General features: G+C 33.4%; 21 protein-coding genes. 16 read left to right on the forward strand and 5 right to left on the reverse strand.

The genetic code is table 11. The features are described 5' to 3' along the window. Window positions 1-111 precede the first annotated feature (111 nt). A complete protein-coding gene (locus ABW637_RS00155) occupies window positions 112-870 on the reverse strand; it encodes a helix-turn-helix domain-containing protein (protein WP_367582592.1) in 759 nt (252 codons plus the stop codon). A gap of 333 nt (window positions 871-1,203) precedes the next feature. Here ABW637_RS00155 and ABW637_RS00160 point away from each other — a divergent pair, with 333 nt between their 5' ends. The 9 genes from ABW637_RS00160 (at window position 1,204) to ABW637_RS00200 (ending at window position 12,079) form a co-directional block, all read left to right on the forward strand. After that, the gene (locus tag ABW637_RS00160; protein ID WP_367582593.1) at window positions 1,204-1,599 is read left to right on the forward strand and encodes a type III secretion system chaperone family protein; all 396 of its coding nucleotides are present in this window, start codon (window positions 1,204-1,206) and stop codon (window positions 1,597-1,599) included. Window positions 1,600-1,603: 4 nt separating this feature from the next. Beyond that, window positions 1,604-2,317 carry a PspA/IM30 family protein gene (locus ABW637_RS00165; RefSeq protein WP_367582594.1) on the forward strand — a complete coding sequence of 238 codons (714 nt, stop codon included), beginning with the start codon at window positions 1,604-1,606 and terminating at the stop codon, window positions 2,315-2,317. Between the two features lie 49 nt (window positions 2,318-2,366). Further along, a complete protein-coding gene (locus ABW637_RS00170) occupies window positions 2,367-3,065 on the forward strand; it encodes a hypothetical protein (protein ID WP_367582595.1) in 699 nt (232 codons plus the stop codon). Window positions 3,066-3,091: 26 nt separating this feature from the next. Continuing rightward, a complete protein-coding gene (locus ABW637_RS00175; protein WP_367582596.1) occupies window positions 3,092-5,149 on the forward strand; it encodes a flotillin family protein in 2,058 nt (685 codons plus the stop codon). A gap of 218 nt (window positions 5,150-5,367) precedes the next feature. Beyond that, complete coding sequence (locus ABW637_RS00180) at window positions 5,368-5,628, forward strand: hypothetical protein (protein ID WP_367582597.1); 261 nt, start codon at window positions 5,368-5,370, stop codon at window positions 5,626-5,628. A gap of 17 nt (window positions 5,629-5,645) precedes the next feature. After that, window positions 5,646-6,008 carry a DUF3592 domain-containing protein gene (locus ABW637_RS00185; RefSeq protein WP_367582598.1) on the forward strand — a complete coding sequence of 121 codons (363 nt, stop codon included), beginning with the start codon at window positions 5,646-5,648 and terminating at the stop codon, window positions 6,006-6,008. 47 nt (window positions 6,009-6,055) lie between these two features. Then, complete coding sequence (locus ABW637_RS00190) at window positions 6,056-11,005, forward strand: DNA repair ATPase (protein WP_367582599.1); 4,950 nt, start codon at window positions 6,056-6,058, stop codon at window positions 11,003-11,005. Between the two features lie 121 nt (window positions 11,006-11,126). Beyond that, window positions 11,127-11,609 carry a MarR family winged helix-turn-helix transcriptional regulator gene (locus tag ABW637_RS00195; RefSeq protein ID WP_367582600.1) on the forward strand — a complete coding sequence of 161 codons (483 nt, stop codon included), beginning with the start codon at window positions 11,127-11,129 and terminating at the stop codon, window positions 11,607-11,609. After that, on the forward strand, window positions 11,606-12,079 hold the full coding sequence (locus ABW637_RS00200; RefSeq protein WP_367582601.1) for a GNAT family N-acetyltransferase: 474 nt from the start codon (window positions 11,606-11,608) through the stop codon (window positions 12,077-12,079). Before ABW637_RS00195 ends, ABW637_RS00200 begins: the two co-directional genes overlap by 4 nt. Before the next feature lie 71 nt (window positions 12,080-12,150). Here ABW637_RS00200 and ABW637_RS00205 read toward each other — a convergent pair whose 3' ends face one another. The 3 genes from ABW637_RS00205 to ABW637_RS00215 form a co-directional block, all read right to left on the reverse strand. Then, complete coding sequence (locus ABW637_RS00205; RefSeq protein WP_367582602.1) at window positions 12,151-12,993, reverse strand: hypothetical protein; 843 nt, start codon at window positions 12,991-12,993, stop codon at window positions 12,151-12,153. 25 nt (window positions 12,994-13,018) lie between these two features. Next, window positions 13,019-13,873, reverse strand: a complete 855-nt coding sequence (locus tag ABW637_RS00210) for a hypothetical protein (protein ID WP_367582603.1) — start codon at window positions 13,871-13,873, stop codon at window positions 13,019-13,021. Window positions 13,874-14,154: 281 nt separating this feature from the next. Continuing rightward, window positions 14,155-14,961 (reverse strand): hypothetical protein, encoded by an 807-nt coding sequence (locus ABW637_RS00215; RefSeq protein ID WP_367582604.1) that lies wholly within the window; start codon window positions 14,959-14,961, stop codon window positions 14,155-14,157. 599 nt (window positions 14,962-15,560) lie between these two features. On the opposite strand from ABW637_RS00215, the gene ABW637_RS00220 reads away from it, so the two are divergent. From ABW637_RS00220 to ABW637_RS00250, 7 genes are all read left to right on the forward strand, one after another. Next, window positions 15,561-16,286, forward strand: a complete 726-nt coding sequence (locus tag ABW637_RS00220) for a hypothetical protein (protein WP_367582605.1) — start codon at window positions 15,561-15,563, stop codon at window positions 16,284-16,286. Further along, window positions 16,276-16,974, forward strand: coding sequence for a hypothetical protein (locus tag ABW637_RS00225; protein WP_367582606.1), 699 nt, complete (start codon window positions 16,276-16,278; stop codon window positions 16,972-16,974). The genes ABW637_RS00220 and ABW637_RS00225 overlap by 11 nt, the downstream gene beginning before the upstream one ends. A 329-nt stretch (window positions 16,975-17,303) precedes the next feature. Continuing rightward, window positions 17,304-18,032, forward strand: a complete 729-nt coding sequence (locus ABW637_RS00230; RefSeq protein ID WP_367582607.1) for a hypothetical protein — start codon at window positions 17,304-17,306, stop codon at window positions 18,030-18,032. 650 nt (window positions 18,033-18,682) lie between these two features. Then, window positions 18,683-19,477 carry a sensor histidine kinase gene (locus ABW637_RS00235; RefSeq protein WP_367582608.1) on the forward strand — a complete coding sequence of 265 codons (795 nt, stop codon included), beginning with the start codon at window positions 18,683-18,685 and terminating at the stop codon, window positions 19,475-19,477. A gap of 67 nt (window positions 19,478-19,544) precedes the next feature. Continuing rightward, window positions 19,545-20,183: a response regulator gene (locus ABW637_RS00240; protein WP_367582609.1), complete on the forward strand. Its 639-nt coding sequence runs from the start codon at window positions 19,545-19,547 to the stop codon at window positions 20,181-20,183. A gap of 177 nt (window positions 20,184-20,360) precedes the next feature. Continuing rightward, window positions 20,361-21,821 carry an RNA polymerase factor sigma-54 gene (rpoN, locus tag ABW637_RS00245; protein WP_367582610.1) on the forward strand — a complete coding sequence of 487 codons (1,461 nt, stop codon included), beginning with the start codon at window positions 20,361-20,363 and terminating at the stop codon, window positions 21,819-21,821. 47 nt (window positions 21,822-21,868) lie between these two features. Continuing rightward, window positions 21,869-22,426: a hypothetical protein gene (locus ABW637_RS00250; protein ID WP_367582611.1), complete on the forward strand. Its 558-nt coding sequence runs from the start codon at window positions 21,869-21,871 to the stop codon at window positions 22,424-22,426. On the opposite strand, the gene ABW637_RS00255 is transcribed toward ABW637_RS00250, so the two are convergent. Next, window positions 22,421-23,128 (reverse strand): porin family protein, encoded by a 708-nt coding sequence (locus ABW637_RS00255; protein ID WP_367582612.1) that lies wholly within the window; start codon window positions 23,126-23,128, stop codon window positions 22,421-22,423. The two genes, ABW637_RS00250 and ABW637_RS00255, sit on opposite strands and share 6 nt — an antisense overlap. Window positions 23,129-23,132: the final 4 nt, after the last annotated feature.

Genomic DNA, 23,132 nt, shown 5'->3' on the forward strand with positions numbered 1-23,132 from the left:
TGAAGTCGGTTAAAAAAAAGTTGAATCGGTCATAATAACCTTTTAAGAATAGTATACCTAAATCTTACATTGAAGTGCTCCTAATTTTCAGGACAATACATACTAGATATTCTAACCCAATCTCTCTTTCATTTTCTGAAGCTGTTGTTCGATAAGCAACAATTTATCTTCGACTTGATCTCCAAATTCTGGTATGCGTTTACAAAAAACATATCGAACTCTCCATAATTCTTTGATTTCTGATAACGGATATTTTTCGTCTTCAATATTTTTATGATCTGCTCGTAGTACTATATTATCTTTGGTGATATATAGTCTTCTAAAAATTAATTTGCCATCTACCACCACAAAAACTAAGGTGCCATTATTTAATTTCTTAATAACCGTAGAAGGAACCTTCTCTCCTATCACTATATCCTTAGGATAAAACCCTTTATCATGCGAGGTCATTTCTAAGTTAGAAACCGTAAATCCTCTAAACTCTTTTGCCGGATTGACCGGTAATTGAATAGTGGGTAGTTCTTTAATAAAGTTTTCTTTGTCGTATAACGTTATATACTCGCTCGAAGTACTATCAGTAATACAAGGAATCAATGCAAATTGCTCACGTTTTACATCCTCGGCATATGTAGTAAGATCACCTTTAAACTTTAAAAGTTGATTTACGGTAAGTTCACTAGTTAGCAAATCATCAATTGCTATGCTAAAATAATTAGCTATTTTAATAATCGTTTCAATCTTAGGTTCGCTCCTTCCTTCCTCATAAGCCCCTAAAGTACCACGTTTCAGGTCAAAAAGCTCTGCAAATGCTTGCTGACTTAATCCTTTTACGCTTCGTATTTTCTTTATATTTTTTCCAAAAAAAGACATTTTTGCTAATTTTATTTGCAATTATCAAAAATAATTGTACATTTACACTAACAATATTAGCTAATACTTTTGAATAATGCTAATTTTAGTAGAATTACTTTTCAATTTTATCACTTTATACAATAAAGACAAAGGGTTTACTAAAATTTTTAGCAACTTAACTAAATTAATAACCTTTTAATCCACATACCCATGTTAGTCTTTGTATTTTATATCGCCAATTTAGTAGTAAATATTATCGAAAAGTTAAGTGACTTTTTGTAATATTGAAATACTTTCAAATAACCAGAATAAATCACTAATTATCAATCAAAAAACAAAAAAAACCATCACATGCAAGATCATTTTCAACTGGTGAAAGACTATTTACTGAAACTTAATTATAATATCATTCATGAAAACAAAGGCGAAGGTATTATAATGATCAGTAAAGAAAATGAAGGAATCAAAAATATGATTCTTGGAGTCGCACCACCTATATTAATAATGGAACAACACATTTTTAACATCAAAAACAAAAATGAAGTTGTATATAGAAGCTTACTTCAAAAAAATCGGGATATAGTACATGGAGCTTTTGTACTCGATGAAACCGGTGAAAAAGTAATCTTTAGAGACACCTTACAGGTAGAACATTTAGATTTAAACGAACTAGAGGGTTCTCTGAATTCCCTGGGCTTATTATTAAGTGAATATTCAGAACATATTATAAATTTTTCAAAATACTAATACTATGAACTTTTTTAAACGATTATTTAGAATAGGAGAAGCTGAGGCACATTCTGCAATTGATAAAATGGAGGATCCTATCAAGATGACCGAACAAGGCATCCGTGATATGAAAAGTGATCTCGAAAAAAGTCTTGAAGCTTTAGCACAGGTTAAAGCTTTGGCAATACGAGCTAAAAATGACACCGAAGAGTTTGCTGCAAAAGCCGAAGATTATCAACAAAAGGCAATGCTAATTCTCAAAAAAGCACAAAGTGGTGATCTAGATACTACAGAGGCTGATCGATTAGCCAAAGAAGCTTTAATCAAAAAAGAAGAATCGATGCACCATGTTACTCGTAGCAAAGGTGAATCAGAAAAGTTTGATACATCTGTAGATCAACTAGAAAAAAATGTGCAGGAGATCAAACAAAACATCAGTAAGTGGGAAAACGAGCTTAAGACGCTAAAGGCGCGTGTAAAAGTTTCTAAGGCGACAAAGAACCTTAATAAGCAAATGGCAGAGATCGATAGTTCGAGCACAGTTTCTATGCTAGAACGCATGAAAGAAAAAGTAACTCAAGAAGAAGCACTTGCCGAAGCCTATGGTGATATTGCCAATGCATCTAAAACCATTGATGAAGAAATTGATAAAGCCATAGACATCACCGAAGCTAGTGCCGAAGATGATTTAGCAAAGCTAAAAGAACAATTAGGTATGAAAGATAAAGATGCCTAATACGGAATTTTATGCTTAACCAGTATTGTATAACTAAATAACTATAACGTTGAAAGAATTATTCGAAATAGCATTTTCTCCTGTAAATGCCTTCTTTACAATAATGTGTTTATTCTTAATATTATATTGGATACTAACAATATTTACAGGATTTGATTTAGATCTTTTTGATGTAGATTTTGACGCTTCTGCAGACTTTGATATAGATGTTGATCTAGATGGAGATTTAGACAATTATAATCCAGACGTAGATTTACCACAAAAAAACATACAAGTTGAAGGTCATACCGATAGCTTAGGAGTGCAGTTTCTTAGATATTTCAATTTTGATGAATTACCTCTGATGTTTTTACTAACAATATTGTTCTTCTCAATGTGGTTTATTTCTGTCAATGTTACTCATTTTTTTGGATGGAAATCAAACTGGATTGGTTTTGTTTTACTAATTCCAAACCTAGTTGTAAGCTTGTTCGTTTCAAAAATATTGACTAGACCTATTGCAAAATTATATCAAATGATAAATCATAAAGGAGAAGAAGAAATCGATTTCTTAGGAAGGAGATGCATCGTTAAATCTCCTGTTTCTGGTGAAAAACTAGGACAAATTGAAGTCATTGTAAAAGGAGACCCTATTCGAGTTCAAGCCAAAGGGTTTAAAGGAGTTACTATTTCTTCGGGTGAGGAAGCACTAATAGTGAACGAATCCAAAGACAAAAAATATTATTTAATAGAAAAATTTCAATCATAAACAACCAGCAAAAAATCTCAATTAATATGTTAGGAACATCATCAATAGTAGTCATAATCGGTATTATAATAGTAGCCATTGGGTTACTTGTATGGATCATATCCATGTACAAAAAAATTATCCAAGGAAAAGTTCTTGTAAGAACTGGAGCAGGAGGGACCAAAGTTTTCTTCAATGCTGGATTAGTAGTACCTGTGCTCCATAAAATGGAAATTATGGATATTTCAGTAAAGAAACTTGAAATAGAAAGAACGGGAGTTAATGGATTAATCTGTAAAGACAATATTCGAGCAGATATCAAAGTAGCTTTCTTTGTTAGAGTAAATAAATCTACTGCTGACATTATTAATGTTGCTCAAACAATTGGTTGTGAAAGAGCCTCTGAGATTGATGTTTTACGTAATTTATTTGATGCTAAGTTTTCTGAAGCATTGAAAACCGTTGGTAAGAAATTCGAATTTATAGAATTATATGAAGCTCGTCGAGAATTTCGTGATGAAATTATAAATATTATAGGTACAGACCTAAACGGTTATATATTGGATGATTGTGCAATAGATGACCTTGAACAGACTTCGTTAAGTGTTTTAAAACCAGATAATATTCTTGATTCTGAAGGTATTAAAAAAATTACCGAGCTTACCGCAGCACAAAACATCAAATCTAACCTCATCAAACGTGATGAAGAAAAAGTGATTCGTAAACAAGATGTAGAAGCTCGCGAAGCAATTCTGGAACTGGATAAGCAATTAGCAGAAAAAGAAGAACAACAAAGACGTGAAATCTCTAATATTAAATCCAGAGAAGAAGCTGAAATATTAAAAGTTGCTGAAGAAGAACGCTTAAAATCTGAAACAGCACGAATTGCTACACAGGAGAAAGTAAAAGTTGCAGAAGAAAACATGGAGCGACAAATCATCGTTGCTGCCAAAAACAAACAACGTACCGATGCCGTAGAAACTGAAAGAGTAGAAAAAGACAGAATGTTAGAAGCTACAGAGCGTGAACGCATAGTGACGCTGGCTCAGATCGAGAAAGAAAAAGTAGTCGAAGTAGAGAAAAAGAATATCCAGGATGTGATCCGTGATCGAGTAACTTTAGAAAAAGGTGTGGTAGAAGAACAGGAAAATATGAAAGATATTCAAGCTTTTAAAACTGCCGATCGTGATAAACAAGTAAAAATTACAATTGCAGAAGCTAATGCTCAGGAATCATTAATCACAACGATTAAAGCCGCAGAAGCGCAGAAAGAAGCTGCCAAACAAAAAGCTGAAGAGATCAATATCGAAGCGCAGGCACAGAAAGAAGCTAGTGAAAAAGAAGCTGAAGCTCGTAAAACATTAGCCGAAGCGCAAGCCAAAGAAGAAGCCACATTAGGAATGTCTGAAGCGCAAGTAATGCATGCTAAAGCAGATGCGCATGAACGTGAAGGTCTTGTTGAGGCTACAATCATTGAAAAGAAAGCCAAAGCTGAAGCCGCAGGAATTGAAGCTAAAGCCGAAGCAATACGTAAAGAAGGTATGGCCGAAGCAGATGTAATCAAAGAGAAAGCACTTGCCGATGCTGCCGGAATCGAAGAAAAAGCCGAAGCAATGAAAAAACTGGATGGTGTAGGTAAAGATCATGAAGAGTTTAAACTACGCCTGGATAAGGAATTACAAGTTGATCTGGCACATGTCAATATTCAGAAAGAAATTGCCGATGCGCAAGCAGAAGTGATTGGAGAGGCCTTAAAAGCTGCTAATATTGATATCGTAGGTGGAGAAACCATGTTCTTTGATCAAATTGTTGGTCAGATTACCAGAGCCAAGGGGATCGATAGATTGGTGCAACATTCAGATAACATTCAGGAGGTTAAAGATGCTATATTAGGAAGCGAAGATGTAAAAGGTAATCTTTTAGAAAAAATAAAAGAATTCGCTACCAAATACGGAATTTCATCTGAAGATATCAAAAACCTTACTATCGCTAACCTACTCATGGAGCTAAAACAAAAAACAACAGACCCAGACGAAAACAATCTGTTTACCAATTTGTTTAATCTAGCTAGTGGATTAGGATTATCTGATAAAAAACTGAAATAAAACTCAAAAGGAGCTCTCCTCCTTATTTCAAGGAGGAGAATGAATTCCGCCTTGCGGAAGAAAGAGGTGGTTAAAACACCCCACAACACATATATGTACACCATCACAACAACATTTTTAGACCCATAAAAGTCAATCCCTGAAAGTCAAGAACTCTCTGTGGGGTAGCGAGGAATTGACTAGATGGGATTTGTTTAACTTTTAAATACGGTTTAATTATGAGCATAGCAGCAATGGTGGCTTCTATTAAGTTTAATGATAGAAGAAATAAAAGAGACGCTTTTAGCCATATAAATGGAATTACAGATGTCAAAAGCCAAGGCATCAAAATAGAACCTGTTTCTGAGGAAGCTTTAGAGCAGATTCGTGAAAAGATGAGAAAACAAAATCGAACACAAGCTATCAAGAATAAAATTGTAATATCCTTAAGTGTCATCATTACGATATGGACAATTTATAAAGTAGCATCTGGATTATAACCTTAAACCATTTAATCATGAATAAGAAGTTTTTAGGAGTATTTGCAGTATTATTGATAAGTATTGGTTTCTTAACATTTAATAACTATGCCAAGAAAGAAGCATTGACTATGGATGGAGTTACTGCAAGAGCAGTTATAGAAAAAATCTCATCTAATAAACATGAAAGTGACATAGGAATGGATGTAGACAATTTTCATGTAACATATGGATATGTAGTAGATGGAAGAGAGTATCAAAAAACCCAAGAAATCCTAAGGCATGAGCATGACTTCTATTTTAATAAAACGGGTAAAAAAGGAGACTCAATCCTAATAAAATATGAACCTAATAGACCCAAAAACTCAAGGATTGAAAAACTAACGCTAATGTCAGACTGAGCTTGTCGAAGTCATTATCAAAACGAATGAAAAATTCGATTTAAAACATGCAAGAAGAAAACACAAACAACATACAATTAGACGGAGGAACTTATGAAATTATCCAGAACCGTTTGCAAAAACATAAAGGTGAACTTCAAAACCGTCTTACACAGCTTAACGATGCGCGAAAAGAGGTTTTTGGTAGCATAGAGACCAAACTTATCGCTAATAATAGAATCAATACAGAGAATAACTGTATTGCCCGTGATATTGTGACTATTGGTGAATATTGTTTGTTTGGATATAATGTACATTTCGGGCTTCGAACAGAGATCACCTTAGCAGATGTATTTAGTATCTACACCTATACCAATGATCATTTTTCGGCCAAGCCATTAGATCTTATTAATGACCCCCTATTTATTGATGATTTTACTAATCTCTATAAGTATTATCGTAATACGATATTTTCAAAGTTTGCTGTTGTGGGTAACTACTTGCATATGGTTTTCCAGTTAAGCGAAAGCATTTCGGATATTAAGACCTTTAAATGGCTAATTAATGAAGGTTCATTGACCTATGTAGATAATCGTAGTGAACACGAATTTAAATTCCCAAAACAACATGAATTTAATTGGATCGAAGTAACTCGGGATATGCATCGCTATGGAACACATCCTCATATTTCTATTCTGGATAAAGTATTTGTAGAAACTATTGGTGGTGACTTAACCATTAAGATTGAAGATAACACCGACCAAGGAAAAGGAATCCTGGATGAACCTGTAGAACATGTAGATCAGACCCTAGATGATGGGCAATATCGATTTGCCGATATAGGAAACCTGATTACATTAGAAATCAAACCTTTCCAGGAGTCTCCTCGTTATTTTGTGTATAATCACAAAATGCAGGAAGTCAAAAAGATCGAATGCATCAAAGATGCCTGTGTATTGCTTCCAGACGATCAAGGAATTATCTATCCAAACGGATATTATCTACAATCGGGAGAGTATAAATTATTTACGAACGAAGTTTCTGATGTTAAGTTTCAGGATAAAATAGTATCTCCTAACGGTGAAGATTTTCTATATGTCTTCTACGAAAGTGAGAAAGGGTTATACACCTTAATGTCGTACAATGTTATTGAACAAGAAGTAAAGACACCGATCGTTTGTAACGGTTTTACCATTCTTCAAAATGGAGAATTATGTTATTTTAAAACTGAAGATGAACAAACCAAACATCATGTCATTCAAATCTGGCAAACACCTTTTATGAAAGGAGATGTTTTGCCTTCAGAACATACAGATACTTTACTCTACAAAATCGGCAACAAAGATATCGTTAAAGCCATGGCCGAGTGCCATGCGTTGATCACGTTGCTAAACAAAGAAGATAGCTATGATGGATTGTATGACGACATTGCTAAATTCTCTAATGATGTCATCGATAGTTATTATTGGATTCGCGAAGAAGATACCTTTAGATTAGATGCGCCGTTAGAAGAAATTAATGGAGCCGCAAATGCCGCCATTGATGAATTCGAAAAAGTAGTTCAGCTTCGTAAAACAGCTACTAACGTTACCAAAGCGACTCAAGAGAAAGCCGAAGCTATCTTTGGTAAGATCAAAAGCAGCTCTTTTAAATCGATTGATGATTTTGTGCACGTATTGTCTCAATTAAGAACATTAAGAGGCGAGGTTATTGGACTTAAAGATATTCGATACGTTGATACGACTTTTATTGAGCAACTTGAGACCGAAATCGCAGCACAAACCGAGAAGATTTCCCAACGATGTGTTCAGTTCTTACTAGACGATAAGGCACTCCTACCCTATCATACTCGTGTAGAAGAAAGACATGCCGACTTAGAAAAGATAAAAAAGGTAATTGATGCTAAAAAACTCGAAGAAGAAGTAAACCAAATTGCAGTAGATCTTGAGATGTTAATTGATATTGTATCTAACCTTCAGATTGAAGATACTTCGCATTCTACCAAAATTATTGATAATATATCGTTAATCTTTGCAACGATCAATCAACTTAAAGCCGGAATCAAAAACAAAATCAAGTCGTTAGGAAGCAAAGAAGCTACCGCCGAATTTGCTGCCCAGCTCAAGTTAGTTGATCAGAGCATTATCAATTACCTGGATATTGCCAACACTCCCGAAAAAACAGACGAGTTATTAAACAAAGTTTCGGTTCAATTAGAAGATCTAGAAGGACGTTTTGCAGATTTCGAAGAATTTATTTCTCAGATTATTGAGAAACGAGAAGAAGTTTACAATGCCTTCGAAGCTCGTAAGAATAGTCTTATCGAAGCCAGAAATAAAAAGGCTGTCGCATTAGAAAATGCTGCCAATCGAATTTTGAAAGGTGTTTCTAAAAAAGCACTAAGCTTTGACTCAGTTATTGATATTAATGGATATTTCGCTTCTGATTTGATGATCAACAAATTGAGGGATATCATTTCTCAACTTGCAGCGTTGGATGATGCCGGTAAAGCCGAATCCATAGAAACCGCACTAAAAGTTGCCAAAGAAGATGCTACTCGTAAACTAAAAGATAAGCAAGACCTTTATGAAGATGGAGAAAATATTATCAAATTAGGGAAACATAAATTTGGAGTCAACAAACAACCGCTAGATTTAACTATTGTATACAAAGATGATACATTGGCGTATCACCTAACCGGAACCGATTTTTATCAGGAAATTAATAACGAAGTATTACTTCAATCTCAAAAATACTGGGATCAGGAATTGATTTCTGAAAACCAGGAAATCTATCGTTCAGCCTATCTTGCTTATAAAATTTTTAGGCAATATCACGGTGAGCCTGTCGAAGCGCAAACAGACTTATCGAATAAAAAAGACTTCGATAAACGTAGTCTTACCATGAGGTCTGAGGAACAACTACTGGAACTTGTAAAATCAGAAAGTAGCAAAAACTATGCTGAAGGCTATATAAAAGGTGTTCATGATGTAGATGCTGCCAAAATTTTAAAAATATTAGCGACCAAAGATCATGATCTAGGTTTACTACGCTTTACGCCAAATACACGAGCCTTTGCTCAATATTTTTGGTTTAGTTTAGATACAGAAAAACAAAGCTACTGGAATAATACCATCAAAGCTTCAGGAGAAGTATTGGATGTATTTCCAGATACCAGCGAATATCATAAAGTAATTTCGAATCTAGCCAAAGAAGTTACAAATTCATTTTCTAAGACACTAACCGGAGTCGAAGGCTATTCGGACAACGGCACAAATGAAATCGCTGCGTATCTGTTTACCGAATTGCAAAATGATCATACCTTCTGTATTAGCCAAACTGCTAATGAACTATATGAAGCTTTTGTTGCTGAACTTAAAAAGAAAAAAGTATACACCAAGCTCAAGAAATCACTTCAATTAGATATCAAACCACGTTCAAATGGAACTGTTAATTGGAACGATAAGATCAATCTTGCTTTACAATGGGTTACTTCATATCTAAAAACAAATCGCCCCGCACAAATAGAGTATGCCAACGAAATCGTTAGTACTTTGTTATTTAAAGATGAATCAACTTCAGAAATAATTCATGTCAATCCTTCTCAAACTATTAATGGGTTAAAAGGAAGTCATAGAACTATAACTGAAGGAATTTTTGAGTTTCGATATCATGACTTTATTTCAAAATTAGATCAATTCACTCAAGTAGAAGTTCCTGCGTTTAAAGCATATCGCGAAGCAAAGCATAAAGTAACAGAGGAATTAAAAGATGCCCTAAAACTAAACGAGTTCAAACCTAAAGTACTTTCGTCTTTTGTAAGAAACAAACTTATTGATCAAGTATATTTACCCTTGTTTGGTGATAACTTATCCAAACAATTAGGTAGTGTTGGCGAGAACAAACGTACCGACCGTATGGGAATGTTGTTACTCATCTCCCCTCCTGGATATGGTAAAACCACTTTGATGGAATATATGGCCAACCGATTAGGGTTGGTATTTATGAAAATAAACGGTCCTGCGATTGGTCATGAAGTAACTTCGGTAGATCCTATGGCGGCAAACAATTCTGCAGCTAGAGAAGAACTAAAGAAACTAAATCTCGCATTAGAGATGGGTAATAATGTGATGTTATACCTTGATGATATCCAGCATTGTAATCCAGAGTTTTTGCAAAAATTTATTTCACTGTCTGATGGAACTCGAAAAATAGAAGGAGTCTACAATGGTAATCCTAAAACTTATGATTTGCGCAGCAAGCGTTTTTGTGTAATTATGGCAGGGAATCCATATACCGAAAGCGGAGAAAAATTTCAGATCCCAGATATGTTAGCCAACCGGGCCGATATCTATAACCTTGGGGATATTATAGGCGATACTGCAGATTTGTTTAAGTTAAGTTTAATTGAAAACTCTATGACATCAAACCCTGTATTACATCAATTAAGCAGTAAATACTTTGAAGACATTTATCGACTAATCGAAATTGTAGAAACCGGTTCACAAGAAGGTGTCGAATTGAAAGGAAATCACACCAAGCAGGAAATACAAGATTACTTGGCTGTGTTAGAGAAAGTAGTTACTATTCGTAATACGGTCTTGAAAGTAAATGAAACCTATATCAAATCTGCCGCGATGGAAGATACCTATCGTATTGAACCTTCATTCAAATTGCAAGGGTCGTATCGAGATATGAGTAAATTAGTAGCCAAGGTAGTCCCCATTATGAATAAAAAAGAGCTACAAACCTTACTCCTCTCCCATTATGAAAATGAGTCACAAACCCTAACAAGTGCAGCAGAAGCTAACCTATTGAAGTATAAAGAAATGACACAAACCATTTCTAGCGACGAAACCATACGGTGGGGAACCATAAAGGAGACTTTTGTAAAGAACAATAAGCTCAAAGGTTTTGGAGACAAAAACGAAATGGCACAAGTACTGGCACAAATGATGCAGTTTAGTGATCATCTTGCTGGGATACAAGAGGTTTTAAAGAAGGGCTTAGAGAAGTAAAAACCAGATCTCACGGGTCTTCATAGCTTGTGTGGTTGAGATTTCCTCTATCATTGTTGTCTGAAATTTTAAAATCTTAAAAATATTTCTTATTTTTACATAAGCACTTATATAAATACTTATGAAAGATAGCTTGCAACAGTATGGAGAATTGGGTTTAGGGTCTCGATTTAAGCGTTTAAGCGAATACATGATGAAAGAGATTCAGCTAGTATACAATGCTAATCATATCGATTTTGACCCCTACCTCTTCCCAATTTTCAAAGTAATTATAGACAAAGAGTTGACAACAACAACTGACATACAAGAAGCACTGCAATACACGCAACCCGCTATCACGCAAGCTCTAAAAAAGTTAATGGATAAGCAACTAGTTACCTATAAAACTGATCAAACCGATAAACGAAAAAAGATATTTCGACTTACTACAAAAGGAAAAGAAATACACCAAACGATGCTACCCCTGTGGAAAGTCATTGACGAGCAGGTTAAATGGCTCACAGAGGGAACCTCGATAAGTTTAACAAGCCATTTAACACATTTAGAAAATCAACTAAAAGATAAATCACTGAGTAAGAGGATACTAGAAAAATTAAAGTTATGAATACTATACAAAAAGCAACTATAATACCATTCGACCCAAGGTATGCAAAGGATTTTGCTCGTCTTAATGTAGAATGGTTAGAGAAATACTTTGTTGTAGAACCTCTTGACAAAGAGTTACTAGAACAATGTGAAGAAACAATCATTAATAAAGGGGGGTACATTTTCTTTGCTAAAGTAGGTGATGAAATCGCAGGAACGTTCTCTTTAATTCAAATAGAAGATGCTGTTTATGAATTAGGAAAAATGGCAGTTTCGCCAAGGTTTCAGGGTCAAAAAATAGGGCAACAATTATTAAAATTTTGCATTGATTTTGCTAAAAAACAAGGCTGGAAAAAAGTCATCTTATATTCAAATCGAATCTTGGAAAATGCCATTTACATCTATAGTAAACTTGGTTTTGTTGAAATACCTATAGAAGAAAACCCTCTTTATAAACGTAGCAATATTAAAATGGAATTGGTTTTATAAAAAAGTCCGCTTTGCAATAAAAAGCAAAGCGGACACAGTAGTTAATTTCCCCTTTTTAACTAATTATAAAACTATATGGATAGTTTATGGTTTTTTCCATAATTATTATCCCAATATTCTTGACCATTTACTTTATATACTACTACATACTCTACAGTATTTAAAGATTTATCAAAACGTACGTTACCCGACCATCTCTCAATATCAAACTGGTTTGGACTCTGGATAAAGAAAAATGGACCACTTGTCCAATACCTTTGAAAATTAAGCGTAAAATAGTTTTGTGTTTGCCATCCATCTGTTGTATACACTACGCCTACTTCCTTGTTTGGCGCTAGATTTCTAACATCAACTGTAACTCTCATCGAATTTTGATCATAATATGGCACATAGGACATGCCATCATAATCAGTATCTACACTAACATTAGCATTAGCATTAGCATCTGCAAGAAGATACCCATCGCTTCTTGACATCTTATAATTAGCACCATTATTATTATCCCAATAGGTGTTTCCGTTCACCTCGTACTTAACCACGAATTCATCATCATATACAGGAGAAACACCATAGCCGCCAAGGTTATATTCTGTTGTCCATAATTCATTTTGATCATCTATACCCATACTATAACTTAATGGAATTTCTTCCCAAGTTCCATCCACTTTTTCATGATAAATACTTACTTGCTTATCGAAAGCAAGATCAGCTACTTTTACGGTAAACTTCTTTGTATAGGTTGTGTATCCCCTATATGAACCGTATGATGTCCAGGACTTCACTAAACTTACGGGGTTTGAATTTTTAGTCGAAACTTCCTTCTTTGAAATTAGACTCTCTGGATTTTCTGCAAGATCGTCGGTTGTACAAGAAAAGACGACTAAACTCATTAATAAATAAATGTACTTTTTCATTGTTGTTGGTTTTAAAAGTTAGTATTTAGTTTGATGTATTTACGATATAATTTCTCCCATAATTGTTATCCCAATATTCTTGTCCATTTACCTTATACACTACAGCATATTCAACACTGTTTACAGAAGCATCCAACACTACAGATCCAGTCCATCGCTCTACATTAAACTGATTAGGACTTATTAAAACATATTGATAACCGCTATACCACCTAGGTGTAAATGATAGAGAAAGGTATTGCGTTGTTTGCCATCCATCGGTGGTATATACTACCTCTACCTCTTTTCCTGGAGCAATGTTTCTAACATCCACAATTACCGAAAATTGGTTACCTGTGCTTCCGTAAATAGGATATAAACTATCATAATCTGGATCAACACTTATGTTCAGGTCAGACTCAGCAAAAAATGAGCCTACTTCTTTTTCTTGAATACTATAATTATTGCCATTATTATTATCCCAGTAGGTAGTTCCATCTACATCATACTTAACAACAAATTCATCATCATAAATCTTGCCTCTAGTACCTGCTGTATATCGATATTCTCCTGCCCAGATTTCATTTTGGCTATCAAGATTGTAAGTAAATGACAATGGAATTTCTTCCCAAGTACCATCAATTTTTTCATGATAAATACTTACCTGCTTATCGTAAGCTAGATTGGTAACTCTGACTGTAAATTTTCTGGTCCATGTATTATAACCTCTATAATAGCTGTATGAATTCCAAGCCTTAACTAAGTTTACATTGGCAGAACCTTGGGTAGTTTTAAGTTCAAGAGCCTGATTATTTTCAATACTTTGATCCAATAGAAGATCATTGTCTGTTGAACACGAAATAATAACCAGGCTTAATAATAGATATAAATATTTTTTCATTTTAAAAGTGATTTGTGATTATTGGTTTTTAGTATGTTAACTCGTTGTGCATTTAGATTTTTTTTAACCAAATTCCGTCAATTCGAGTACTTTGACTTTAGGAGAAGTGTACTTCGACTGGCTCAGCAGAGCTATCGAGAATAGGATTATTGGTTAAAAAAAGCTATTCTCGATACATTTTGTCTTCTGTCATCTCGAGCGAAGTCGAGAGGTCATTACAACAAAACACTCGAATTGACGCTTTTTTCACAGTAATTTTCTTAAATGCGGAACGGGTTATGTTACTTATTGATTGTATAATTCTTTCCGTAGTTATTATCCCAATACTCTTCTCCATCAGTTTTATAAACTACTGCATATTCTATTGAAGTAACATTGGGGTCTACGTGAACAGACGTTTCCCATTTGTCGATATCAAATTGATTAGGGCTTTGAATATAATGTGCGTATCCTACTCTAAAATATCGTTGGTAGCTTAACGAAGCCATTTGAGAAGTATTCCAACCATCTGTACTATATACTACTTCAATAGTTCCTGAAGCTCCATAATTTCTTCTGGCATCTACATTAATTGCAAAGTAGTTTCCAGAAAGTCGAGTATAATAAGAGTCAACCATCACTTCCACTTCTGGTGCCAAGTTTGCTCCAATATTAACAAGCATACTATAGTTAGAACCTTTGTTATTATCCCAATAGGTTTCTCCATTTACAGAATACTTTACAACAAATTCATCGCTGTAGATTTCTGTATCCGGTTCTACTTCACCCACCCAGATTTCTTCATTTTCACCAATACTTTGTTGATATGTTAATGGAATATCAACCCAATTCCCGTTATATGTTGCGTGATGAATTGTTACTTCTTTCTGAAAGGCTAGATTCTTTACTTTAACAACAAAACGTCTTACGTATCGTTGCCTTACAGGGCTACTACTGTTAGATGTCCAAGCTTTAAGGAGCTTAACATTATCCGAACTGTTTTTTGCTGCTATTTCAATTGATTTAGCCCCTAAATCAAGATGGTCTGCATCCTTAGTACATGAATACATTCCCAAAGCAACTACTAATAGAGTTACAATTTTTTTCATAATTATTGTTTGTTAAACTGGTTGTGATTTTTATTGATAGTTGGTTTTACTTTTCGAAAAGTTTAGTGGTTATTAAAAGCTTTAACATTAAGATATATCAGGGTCGATTACCCTGCAATTAGCCAGTGTAGAATTAACAATTATTTTACGAAAAACGATTTCGTACTCTAGTAGTTTTAACTGAATATTAAACCTAAAAAATTGGAAATATTAAGTTTTCAATAGAATGAGATTATTTTTATTGAAACAATTTTGACAACGAAAATTTATAGTGTTTTTGAACCGAAAATTAGAGTCGTTTTTTTATGCACAAAGTCTATACGAAAACCTTTTCAGTGTTTTTTATGAAAATTCGATATAGATTTTTCGTAAAAAATAAGTCCTGAATCTTTAACTTCTTACATATAGATTTATCAGACACTCTCAGCATAGGATACTTCTCAGTTAAAACAAAGAGTGATTTCAAACTAAAAAAAACAATAATAAATTGTAAATTTAAGATACATATACAACCATCCAATATCCCGAGTATTCTTAAAACCTAAAATAAGGACTCTTACATTGGAAAATAATAATTATTCAAACCAAAAGTAATCGTCATGAAAAGATCAACGTATCTCATTTACTCCTTTGTAATTATCTCAACAAGCCTATTCTTCTTCAACTCCTGTCAACAAGACGAATCTATAGAAGTCTTTGGAGAGGAAGAATATTTAAAAAAAATTGAAGTTTACGAAGCAAAGATTAAAGACCTAGAAGAAAAACTAGATCTGGAAAAATCAAGTAGCAGGAGACCCAATAACATTATAAGTCTGAGACAGGCACAAAGCATATATAATGCCTATGATGATCGAGCAGATCTTATTAGTGAGACTGTGAGTTCAGAGACGAGTAGTGGTGCGTTTCAACCTACGAGATCGTTATTTTATGAAATTTCTGAATTGCGCAATTATTTATCATATATAGATGAGCTATCACAAAAAGCTGGGGTAAAACCAACAGGGCTTAGATTCTACTTTGCGCTCTATCCAGAAAACTATCAATCTTCAGACGGCAGTACCAGAAATGCAAGACATCAAACTATTTTTATAGCCCCTACATTAGAAAAGAAATATAATGAGCAAATTGTACATATAGGATATACTCTTGATAATCAAAATAAAATAGTTTTTCTCGACAAAGACAATGGATTTAGCCATTTAAGAAGAAATAGAAATAAGGCTAAAAAAAACAACGCTTTTGATTTTTTAACGCAAACCAAAGGAAGTAACAATAGCCTTATTGGTAATGAATTAGGCGCATCTCCACCAGACTATGTCCAATAACATAGAACTTCTCATTTTATTAAGAAGAATAGCTTTCGGTACCGAATGCATTGCTGCAGTAACAGGATTATTTTTTCTTTTTAACCACAGGATTAAAGGAGCTTTAAGATGGTTCCCTGTTTTTCTTACCTATATATTTCTGAATGACCTTATTGGACTAAAAACCAAACCTCTTTTCCCAAATGCAAACAATCTGATATTGTATAACATATCTACTACAATTACTTTTATATTTATATTCTATATATATTATCAATATTGTAGAAAACAAACTAACAAAAGGCTGATATTACTTTTTCTTTCACTCTACATAAGCACTCTTTTTATAGCTGGATGGATTGAGAATTACTTGCATCAACTTCAGAGTATACCTTTTCTCTTAGGTTCACTTCTACTCATGACTTCTATCATTTTTTATTACATAGAACTTCTAAAGACTGAACAAACTCAAGAGATAACCAGAGATCTGTTATTCTGGATAAGTGCAGGGTTATTAATTTATTATATAGGAAAAACACCTTTTCGTGTGGTAAGAGATTATTATGCAAATCTAAGTATGAGTGATCATTCCATTCTTTTTATATTAAATAGTATTCTTACGATTATTATGAATAGCTGTTTTATCATTGGATTTATAATGAACAAAAAACAACTCCCACTTATTAAAAATGAAGACATGCATACATAGTATTACTAGTCAAAATCTTTTACAGGTTTGTTTGATGTTTTAAAAACAAAGTTTAAATACAAAGAATATATAATAGATCAGGAAGAGTTCATTTAAAAATATTTTGTAATCTAAAATAAATCGACAACAGTCAATCCCCTTTTTTATATAGGGGCTTTTCCCCCTTTTTAGAGAATTCTATTATACATTACTAAGACAGTAATTTTTCTAAACAACCTTATTTTCAAAGGGTTAACATGTGTCAATTTTAACAAAAAAGGGGATTCACTTTTTATAACTATAGAATAATAGTATTTTTAGTAATCACTAACATCTTAAACACCTAAACAATGAACGACAAGACTAACAGTTTCCTTACTCGATTAAAAAAGTATCCTTTGGAATATATTGCCATAGTGCTTATTACCGGAGGAGCCGCATTTTTTCTTGCACAAGTACTGCTACAACCAGAACCGGACTTTGGTGCATATCCTCCAAATGATGATGAAATCCAAGATCTTCTTACCTTAGAACAAATCGGAGATCTATATTATCGTTATGCATGGGAGCGTACACCAGTTATTGATAAAGCAGAAAGAAATCATATAGATAATTTCGAAGCGGTAAGATCAGTAACTTTCGAATATCAGGATTTAAAAAATTATATAGAATTTATTGAAAAGAATTCTATTGAAGCTAAGGTAACAATCTCCGGATTAAGATTTTACTACGGTAAATACAAAAATGACAGTCCCAATAAACAAAAAGGAAGGCAAATGTTATTTTTTAATCCAACAGTATTTGACACAAAAGAACAAAAAGAGCTTGCCTATGCTATTGAAAGAGTAGGAGGCAAAACAGGCATTGTATACCTAAGAGATATTGTGGAAAAACCTCAAAAAACACACACTCCTGATAGTCTCAAGAATAGTAACACTGTCGGTTCATTGGAAAAATCATACATCATAAATGAAGCCTCTGCGCTTTCGTTTTTTAACTTTTCTACAAGCTATACCATTCAACCTCAGGCTAAAAATGGTGGCGGTCAGCAAAGCCCTCCTCCTTATGATATTGAGTAACATTAAAAAGCAGCAATGGATATAGAGGTTTACATATTCCTTAGAGACTTTTCAACTCTTTTTATAGGGCTTTTAAGCCCTATAGTTGGGTCTATCTATTTTTATAAATACAAAGACTCGGTATTAAAATATTTTCTAGCCTATTTATGGATATCTGTTATCTTAGATTATGGAGCCTACATTGCTAGAGAATATTTTGATATCGGGAACAATGGAATTGTATACAATCTATTTTTCTTTTTTAGCTTTCTATACTTATCATCACTTTACTATAGAATTCTAAGAGACCCTAGAAACAAGAAAGCCGTTTTCGTTTTTATTATTATTTACCTAATAGCATTTATTATTGGTGGGTTTTATGAAAACTACATGACCGATTTTCAATCCATCCCATTTATAACAGCTTCTTTTCTATTTGTTTTGCAAGCAGCCTTATATTTCATTGAAATATTAAACAGTAAACGCATTTTATATATAAAAAAGAATCTTTTTTTTTGGATTAGCATAGGTATTCTTGTTTATTATGTCGGCAATATTCCTTTTCGAATTGCGATAAAGTATTATCTTGAAAAAGAATCAACGACATTATTGTTTTCACTTTTACATGTGTTGATTATTTTAACTCATATTTGCTATATGATAGGCTTTATATGGAGCGACAAGAAACAGCAATATTAATAGCCACTATAGTATTAGTGGTGATTATCGTAATTATGATCTCCCTTTTTTTAATTTTTCAAAAAAGGAAGAATAGTTTATTGCTGCAACAAAAAGAAGATCAACAAAGATTTGAAAAATCTATAGCAGAAACCCAGATCGAAATTAGAGAAGAGACATTGCGCAATATTAGTTGGGAGTTACATGATAATATAGGCCAGCTACTCACACTAGCTAAAATACAAGTAAGTGTAGCCCAAAATGACCCCAACAAATTACAAGAGGTTACCGATACGATCACAAAAAGTTTGGTAGAGCTTAGATCATTGTCAAAATTAATCAACCCCGACGCAATTAAGAGTTTAAACCTAACTGAAGCCATAACGATGGAGATAGAAAGGTTTAACCGTTTACAATTTATAAAAGCAACCATAACCAGTAATGAAGAGATCCAAGTATTAGATGATAAAGTAGAGATTATCATCTTTAGGATACTTCAAGAATTTTTTACCAATACAATCAAACATTCTAAAGCCTCAAACCTAGATGTTAATGTACATTATGATGAAGAAAAATTGGTAATACATGCAAAAGACGATGGTATAGGGTTTAAAATGAATGGTTCTAACACAAAGCAAGGTATTGGTTTATGCAACATACAAAATAGGGGCAAACTAATCGAAGCTGATGTACTATTAGAATCCGAAGAAGGAAAAGGAACAGCTTTGATGCTAACCTACTATTATAATAAGAAAAGTTTAACCTCATTAGAAAATGAAGTTGATTAACTTTGTAGTAAAGAACAAATCACACAAATACCTAGTCGTATAATCGGCTTATTAAAAACGCACACAGATGAAATATTCGGTCGTAATCGTAGAAGATCATATCTTGCTCTCCCAGGCCCTATCAGGACTAGTAGATGGGTTTGCTAAGTTCAAAATATTGTATATCTGTAAAAACGGAAAAGAACTTCTAACTCGATTTAAAGATCCAAAAAACATTCCTGATATTGTCCTTATGGATATCAATATGCCTATCATGAATGGCATTGAGACCACAGCGGTTTTAAAAGAAGAATACCCAGAAGTTAAAGTATTGGCGCTGTCTGTTGAAGAAGATGAAAAAACTATTCTCAAAATGCTAAGAGCCGGTGCAAAGGGATATCTTTTAAAGGACACAGAAAAAAGCATCTTAGAAAATGCTCTAGTCGAAATACAAGAAACAGGTTTTTATCACACCAAGAATGTTACCAATCTCTTATTAGGGTCTTTAAACCCTAAAAGCGAAGACAATGTTGTGCTTAAAGATCGGGAGCTGGAGTTCATTAAACATGCCTGTACAGAAAAAACGTATAAAGAGATTGCAGGAGATATGTGTTTAAGTCCAAAAACTATTGAAGGTTACAGGGATTCAATTTTTGAAAAACTAGACCTAAAAAACAGAACAGGTTTGGTTATTTATGCCATTAAGAACAAAATATTTGTTCCATAATATCTATTCTGCATATTATAATTACTTTTGGCTCGTTTATTGTAAAAGTAAAATTGCAACCATTTTATATCCATTGTGGTTTTGAAGTTCTTTTTAAATAAACTAACCATCTTATACTTGACTAAAAACAGTGTTTTTTGTTTATTTTTGTGAGTACAAGAACATTGATGATTTTTTATGCTAAAGCAACAATTAAATTTTAAACTTTCTCAAAAACTATCTCCGCAGCAGATTCAACTCATGAAGTTGATTCAACTTCCTACGCAAGCTTTTGAGCAGCGTCTTAAACAAGAAATGGAAGAAAACCCTGCTCTAGATAGTGGCAAAGAAAAAGCGGATGAATATGACGATGCTTTTAGTAATGAAAGTAATGCGGATGAAGAGTATGGAACTGAAAAAATAGAGGCCGATATCAATGTTGATGAATATCTTAGTGACGATGAAATTCCCAGCTATAGATTGAGCTCAAATAATTATAGTGCTGATGATGAAGATAAGAGTGTTCCTTATGCTTCTGGGACCACGTTTCATCAACACTTAATTAATCAGTTAAACACATATAGGTTTGATGATGAAGAACGAGAAATCGCAGAGTTTCTTGTTGGCAGCGTTGATGAAAGTGGGTACATTAGAAGATCTTTACCTGATGTATTAGATGATCTGGCCTTTACCCAAAATGTATATACTACTGAAGAAAAAATAGAAAATATCTTAAAAATAGTTCACCAACTTGATCCAGCTGGTGTTGGTGCTCGTAACTTACAAGAATGCCTATTAATACAACTCGACAGAAAAGAGAATACAATCCCAATCAAACTGGCTTCAGAAATATTAAGAAACGCATTTGATCACTTTAGTAAAAAACATTATGAAAAACTTCTACTAAAGTTTGATATTACCGAGGAAGATTTAAAAGATGCAATAGAAGAAATCGAGCATCTAAACCCTAAACCAGGTGGTGCATATTCTGGAAACAACCGAATGATTGAACATGTAGTCCCCGATTTTACAATCAGAATTGTAGACGGTGAACTAGAGCTAACATTAAATGGGCGTAATGCCCCAGAACTACATGTTTCTAGAGAGTACAATAACATGCTTCAAGGATATAAAGCCAGTAAAGAAAAATCTAAATCGCAGAAGGATGCTGTTTTGTTTATAAAACAAAAATTAGATGCCGCAAAATGGTTTATCGAAGCTGTAAAACAAAGACAACAAACACTTTTTATTACCATGAGTGCAATAATGCACTACCAAAAAAGTTATTTCCTTAGTGGAGACGAACGAAATCTAAGGCCGATGATCTTAAAAGACATTGCCGATGAGATCGAGATGGATGTAAGTACTGTTTCTAGAGTAGCTAATAGCAAATATGCAGATACTCCATATGGAACAAAACTGATTAAAGAGTTTTTCTCTGAATCCATGACTAATGTTGAAGGAGAAGAGGTATCCACAAGAGAAATAAAAAAAATACTGGAAATAACTATAGGAGAAGAAGACAAGAAAAAGCCTCTTACAGACGAGAAACTTGCTAAGATCTTAAAAGAAAAAGGATACCCTATAGCCAGAAGAACTGTAGCTAAATACAGAGAACAATTAGATATTCCTGTGGCGAGGTTACGAAAGAAAATTTGATGAATTTTTTTCTTAAAAGCATTTCTTATATTTTACACCCTTTATTAATGCCCCTTGTAGGTGCGGTTATTTACTTTACCTGTGCTCCAAGGTATATTCCTGATGATATCATTAGAATAAAGGTTTTTGGATTAATCATACTTACCGTTTTAATCCCGATAGTATTATTCTTTTTCTTAAAAAGCTTTGGCACTATTACCTCAATACATTTAGAAGAAGTACAACAACGTAAAATCCCATTACTACTTCAGTCAATTTTACTTATTGTAGCGATTAAAATGATTATAGATATATATCACTATCCCGAACTTTATTACTTCTTCTTAGGGATTTTATTTTCATCATTAAGTGCCATTTTTATGGTACTATTCAATATCAAAGCTAGCCTACATATGATAGGTATTAGTGGAATTACGATGTTTACCGTTGCATTAAGTATACATTTCGGGATGAATTTAACGTTACTAATCACCGCACTAATGATTGCAAATGGTCTTGTGGCTACATCCCGATTACATTGCAAAGCACATACTAATTTAGAACTAATTCTTGGATTTTTAATTGGTGTTATCCCCCAATTGACTTTGATTAATTTCTGGCTATAAAATATAAAATATCAGCCCAATTTTAGCGGGAGTAATTCCAACAGTATCACCATCTATTAAAGCATCATTATTGAATAAAGTATTTAAGCTATAATAAAAATTAAAATTAAATGTGTTCCATCCAAAGGTAAAAGTAACTCCCATTCTCCATCGATCTAATGCATCAACCTTTGTTAGCTTTATTTGATTATCTGATTGTTTAAAATTTGAGTTAAAAGAATACAAATAACCCAATTTAAAACCTGAGTATATTCTGTAGAACTTATGAGTTTCTGGGACAGAGGTTCGCCATCTAAATTCTAAGGGAGCCTCTATTATATGAGTAGTAAATCGATTAGCACTAAAATCTACTTCCTTTAAACTTCTAAAAACGGGTTGTCTTGTATCTTCATCTTCACCAATAAACAAATTATGATTATATACATTAAGCGAATAACCAATCCCTAAACCAATAGCAACATTACGCTTTTTATTAATAGGCATATCTCTAATAAAACCCAAATGCAATCCTCCCGAAAAACCAGATTGACTTATATCCTTAGGTCTATCAAAAAGTAAATTAAAGGTAACCCCGACATAAAACTGATCTTCTCGATACAAAGAGTCTACAGCTTTCTCCGGATCAGAATCTAATACTACTTCTTGCCCCATAGAAAAGAATATAGATGAGTAGCATAAAACAAATAACAGCAACTTCTTCATAAGA

It is taken from the genome of Aquimarina penaris (genome assembly GCF_040786285.1).
GTDB lineage: Bacteria > Bacteroidota > Bacteroidia > Flavobacteriales > Flavobacteriaceae > Aquimarina.

Bases quoted from the DNA above. Each gene is read 5' to 3' on its own strand.
- ABW637_RS00155 (WP_367582592.1), bottom strand. From the start codon at position 870: ATGTCTTTTTTTGGAAAAAATATAAAGAAAATACGAAGCGTAAAAGGA.
- ABW637_RS00160 (WP_367582593.1), top strand. From the start codon at position 1,204: ATGCAAGATCATTTTCAACTGGTGAAAGACTATTTACTGAAACTTAAT.
- ABW637_RS00165 (WP_367582594.1), top strand. From the start codon at position 1,604: ATGAACTTTTTTAAACGATTATTTAGAATAGGAGAAGCTGAGGCACAT.
- ABW637_RS00175 (WP_367582596.1), top strand. From the start codon at position 3,092: ATGTTAGGAACATCATCAATAGTAGTCATAATCGGTATTATAATAGTA.
- ABW637_RS00180 (WP_367582597.1), top strand. From the start codon at position 5,368: ATGAGCATAGCAGCAATGGTGGCTTCTATTAAGTTTAATGATAGAAGA.
- ABW637_RS00185 (WP_367582598.1), top strand. From the start codon at position 5,646: ATGAATAAGAAGTTTTTAGGAGTATTTGCAGTATTATTGATAAGTATT.
- ABW637_RS00190 (WP_367582599.1), top strand. From the start codon at position 6,056: ATGCAAGAAGAAAACACAAACAACATACAATTAGACGGAGGAACTTAT.
- ABW637_RS00195 (WP_367582600.1), top strand. From the start codon at position 11,127: ATGAAAGATAGCTTGCAACAGTATGGAGAATTGGGTTTAGGGTCTCGA.
- ABW637_RS00200 (WP_367582601.1), top strand. From the start codon at position 11,606: ATGAATACTATACAAAAAGCAACTATAATACCATTCGACCCAAGGTAT.
- ABW637_RS00205 (WP_367582602.1), bottom strand. From the start codon at position 12,993: ATGAAAAAGTACATTTATTTATTAATGAGTTTAGTCGTCTTTTCTTGT.
- ABW637_RS00210 (WP_367582603.1), bottom strand. From the start codon at position 13,873: ATGAAAAAATATTTATATCTATTATTAAGCCTGGTTATTATTTCGTGT.
- ABW637_RS00215 (WP_367582604.1), bottom strand. From the start codon at position 14,961: ATGAAAAAAATTGTAACTCTATTAGTAGTTGCTTTGGGAATGTATTCA.
- ABW637_RS00220 (WP_367582605.1), top strand. From the start codon at position 15,561: ATGAAAAGATCAACGTATCTCATTTACTCCTTTGTAATTATCTCAACA.
- ABW637_RS00225 (WP_367582606.1), top strand. From the start codon at position 16,276: ATGTCCAATAACATAGAACTTCTCATTTTATTAAGAAGAATAGCTTTC.
- ABW637_RS00230 (WP_367582607.1), top strand. From the start codon at position 17,304: ATGAACGACAAGACTAACAGTTTCCTTACTCGATTAAAAAAGTATCCT.
- ABW637_RS00235 (WP_367582608.1), top strand. From the start codon at position 18,683: ATGGAGCGACAAGAAACAGCAATATTAATAGCCACTATAGTATTAGTG.
- ABW637_RS00240 (WP_367582609.1), top strand. From the start codon at position 19,545: ATGAAATATTCGGTCGTAATCGTAGAAGATCATATCTTGCTCTCCCAG.
- rpoN (WP_367582610.1), top strand. From the start codon at position 20,361: ATGCTAAAGCAACAATTAAATTTTAAACTTTCTCAAAAACTATCTCCG.
- ABW637_RS00250 (WP_367582611.1), top strand. From the start codon at position 21,869: ATGCCCCTTGTAGGTGCGGTTATTTACTTTACCTGTGCTCCAAGGTAT.
- ABW637_RS00255 (WP_367582612.1), bottom strand. From the start codon at position 23,128: ATGAAGAAGTTGCTGTTATTTGTTTTATGCTACTCATCTATATTCTTT.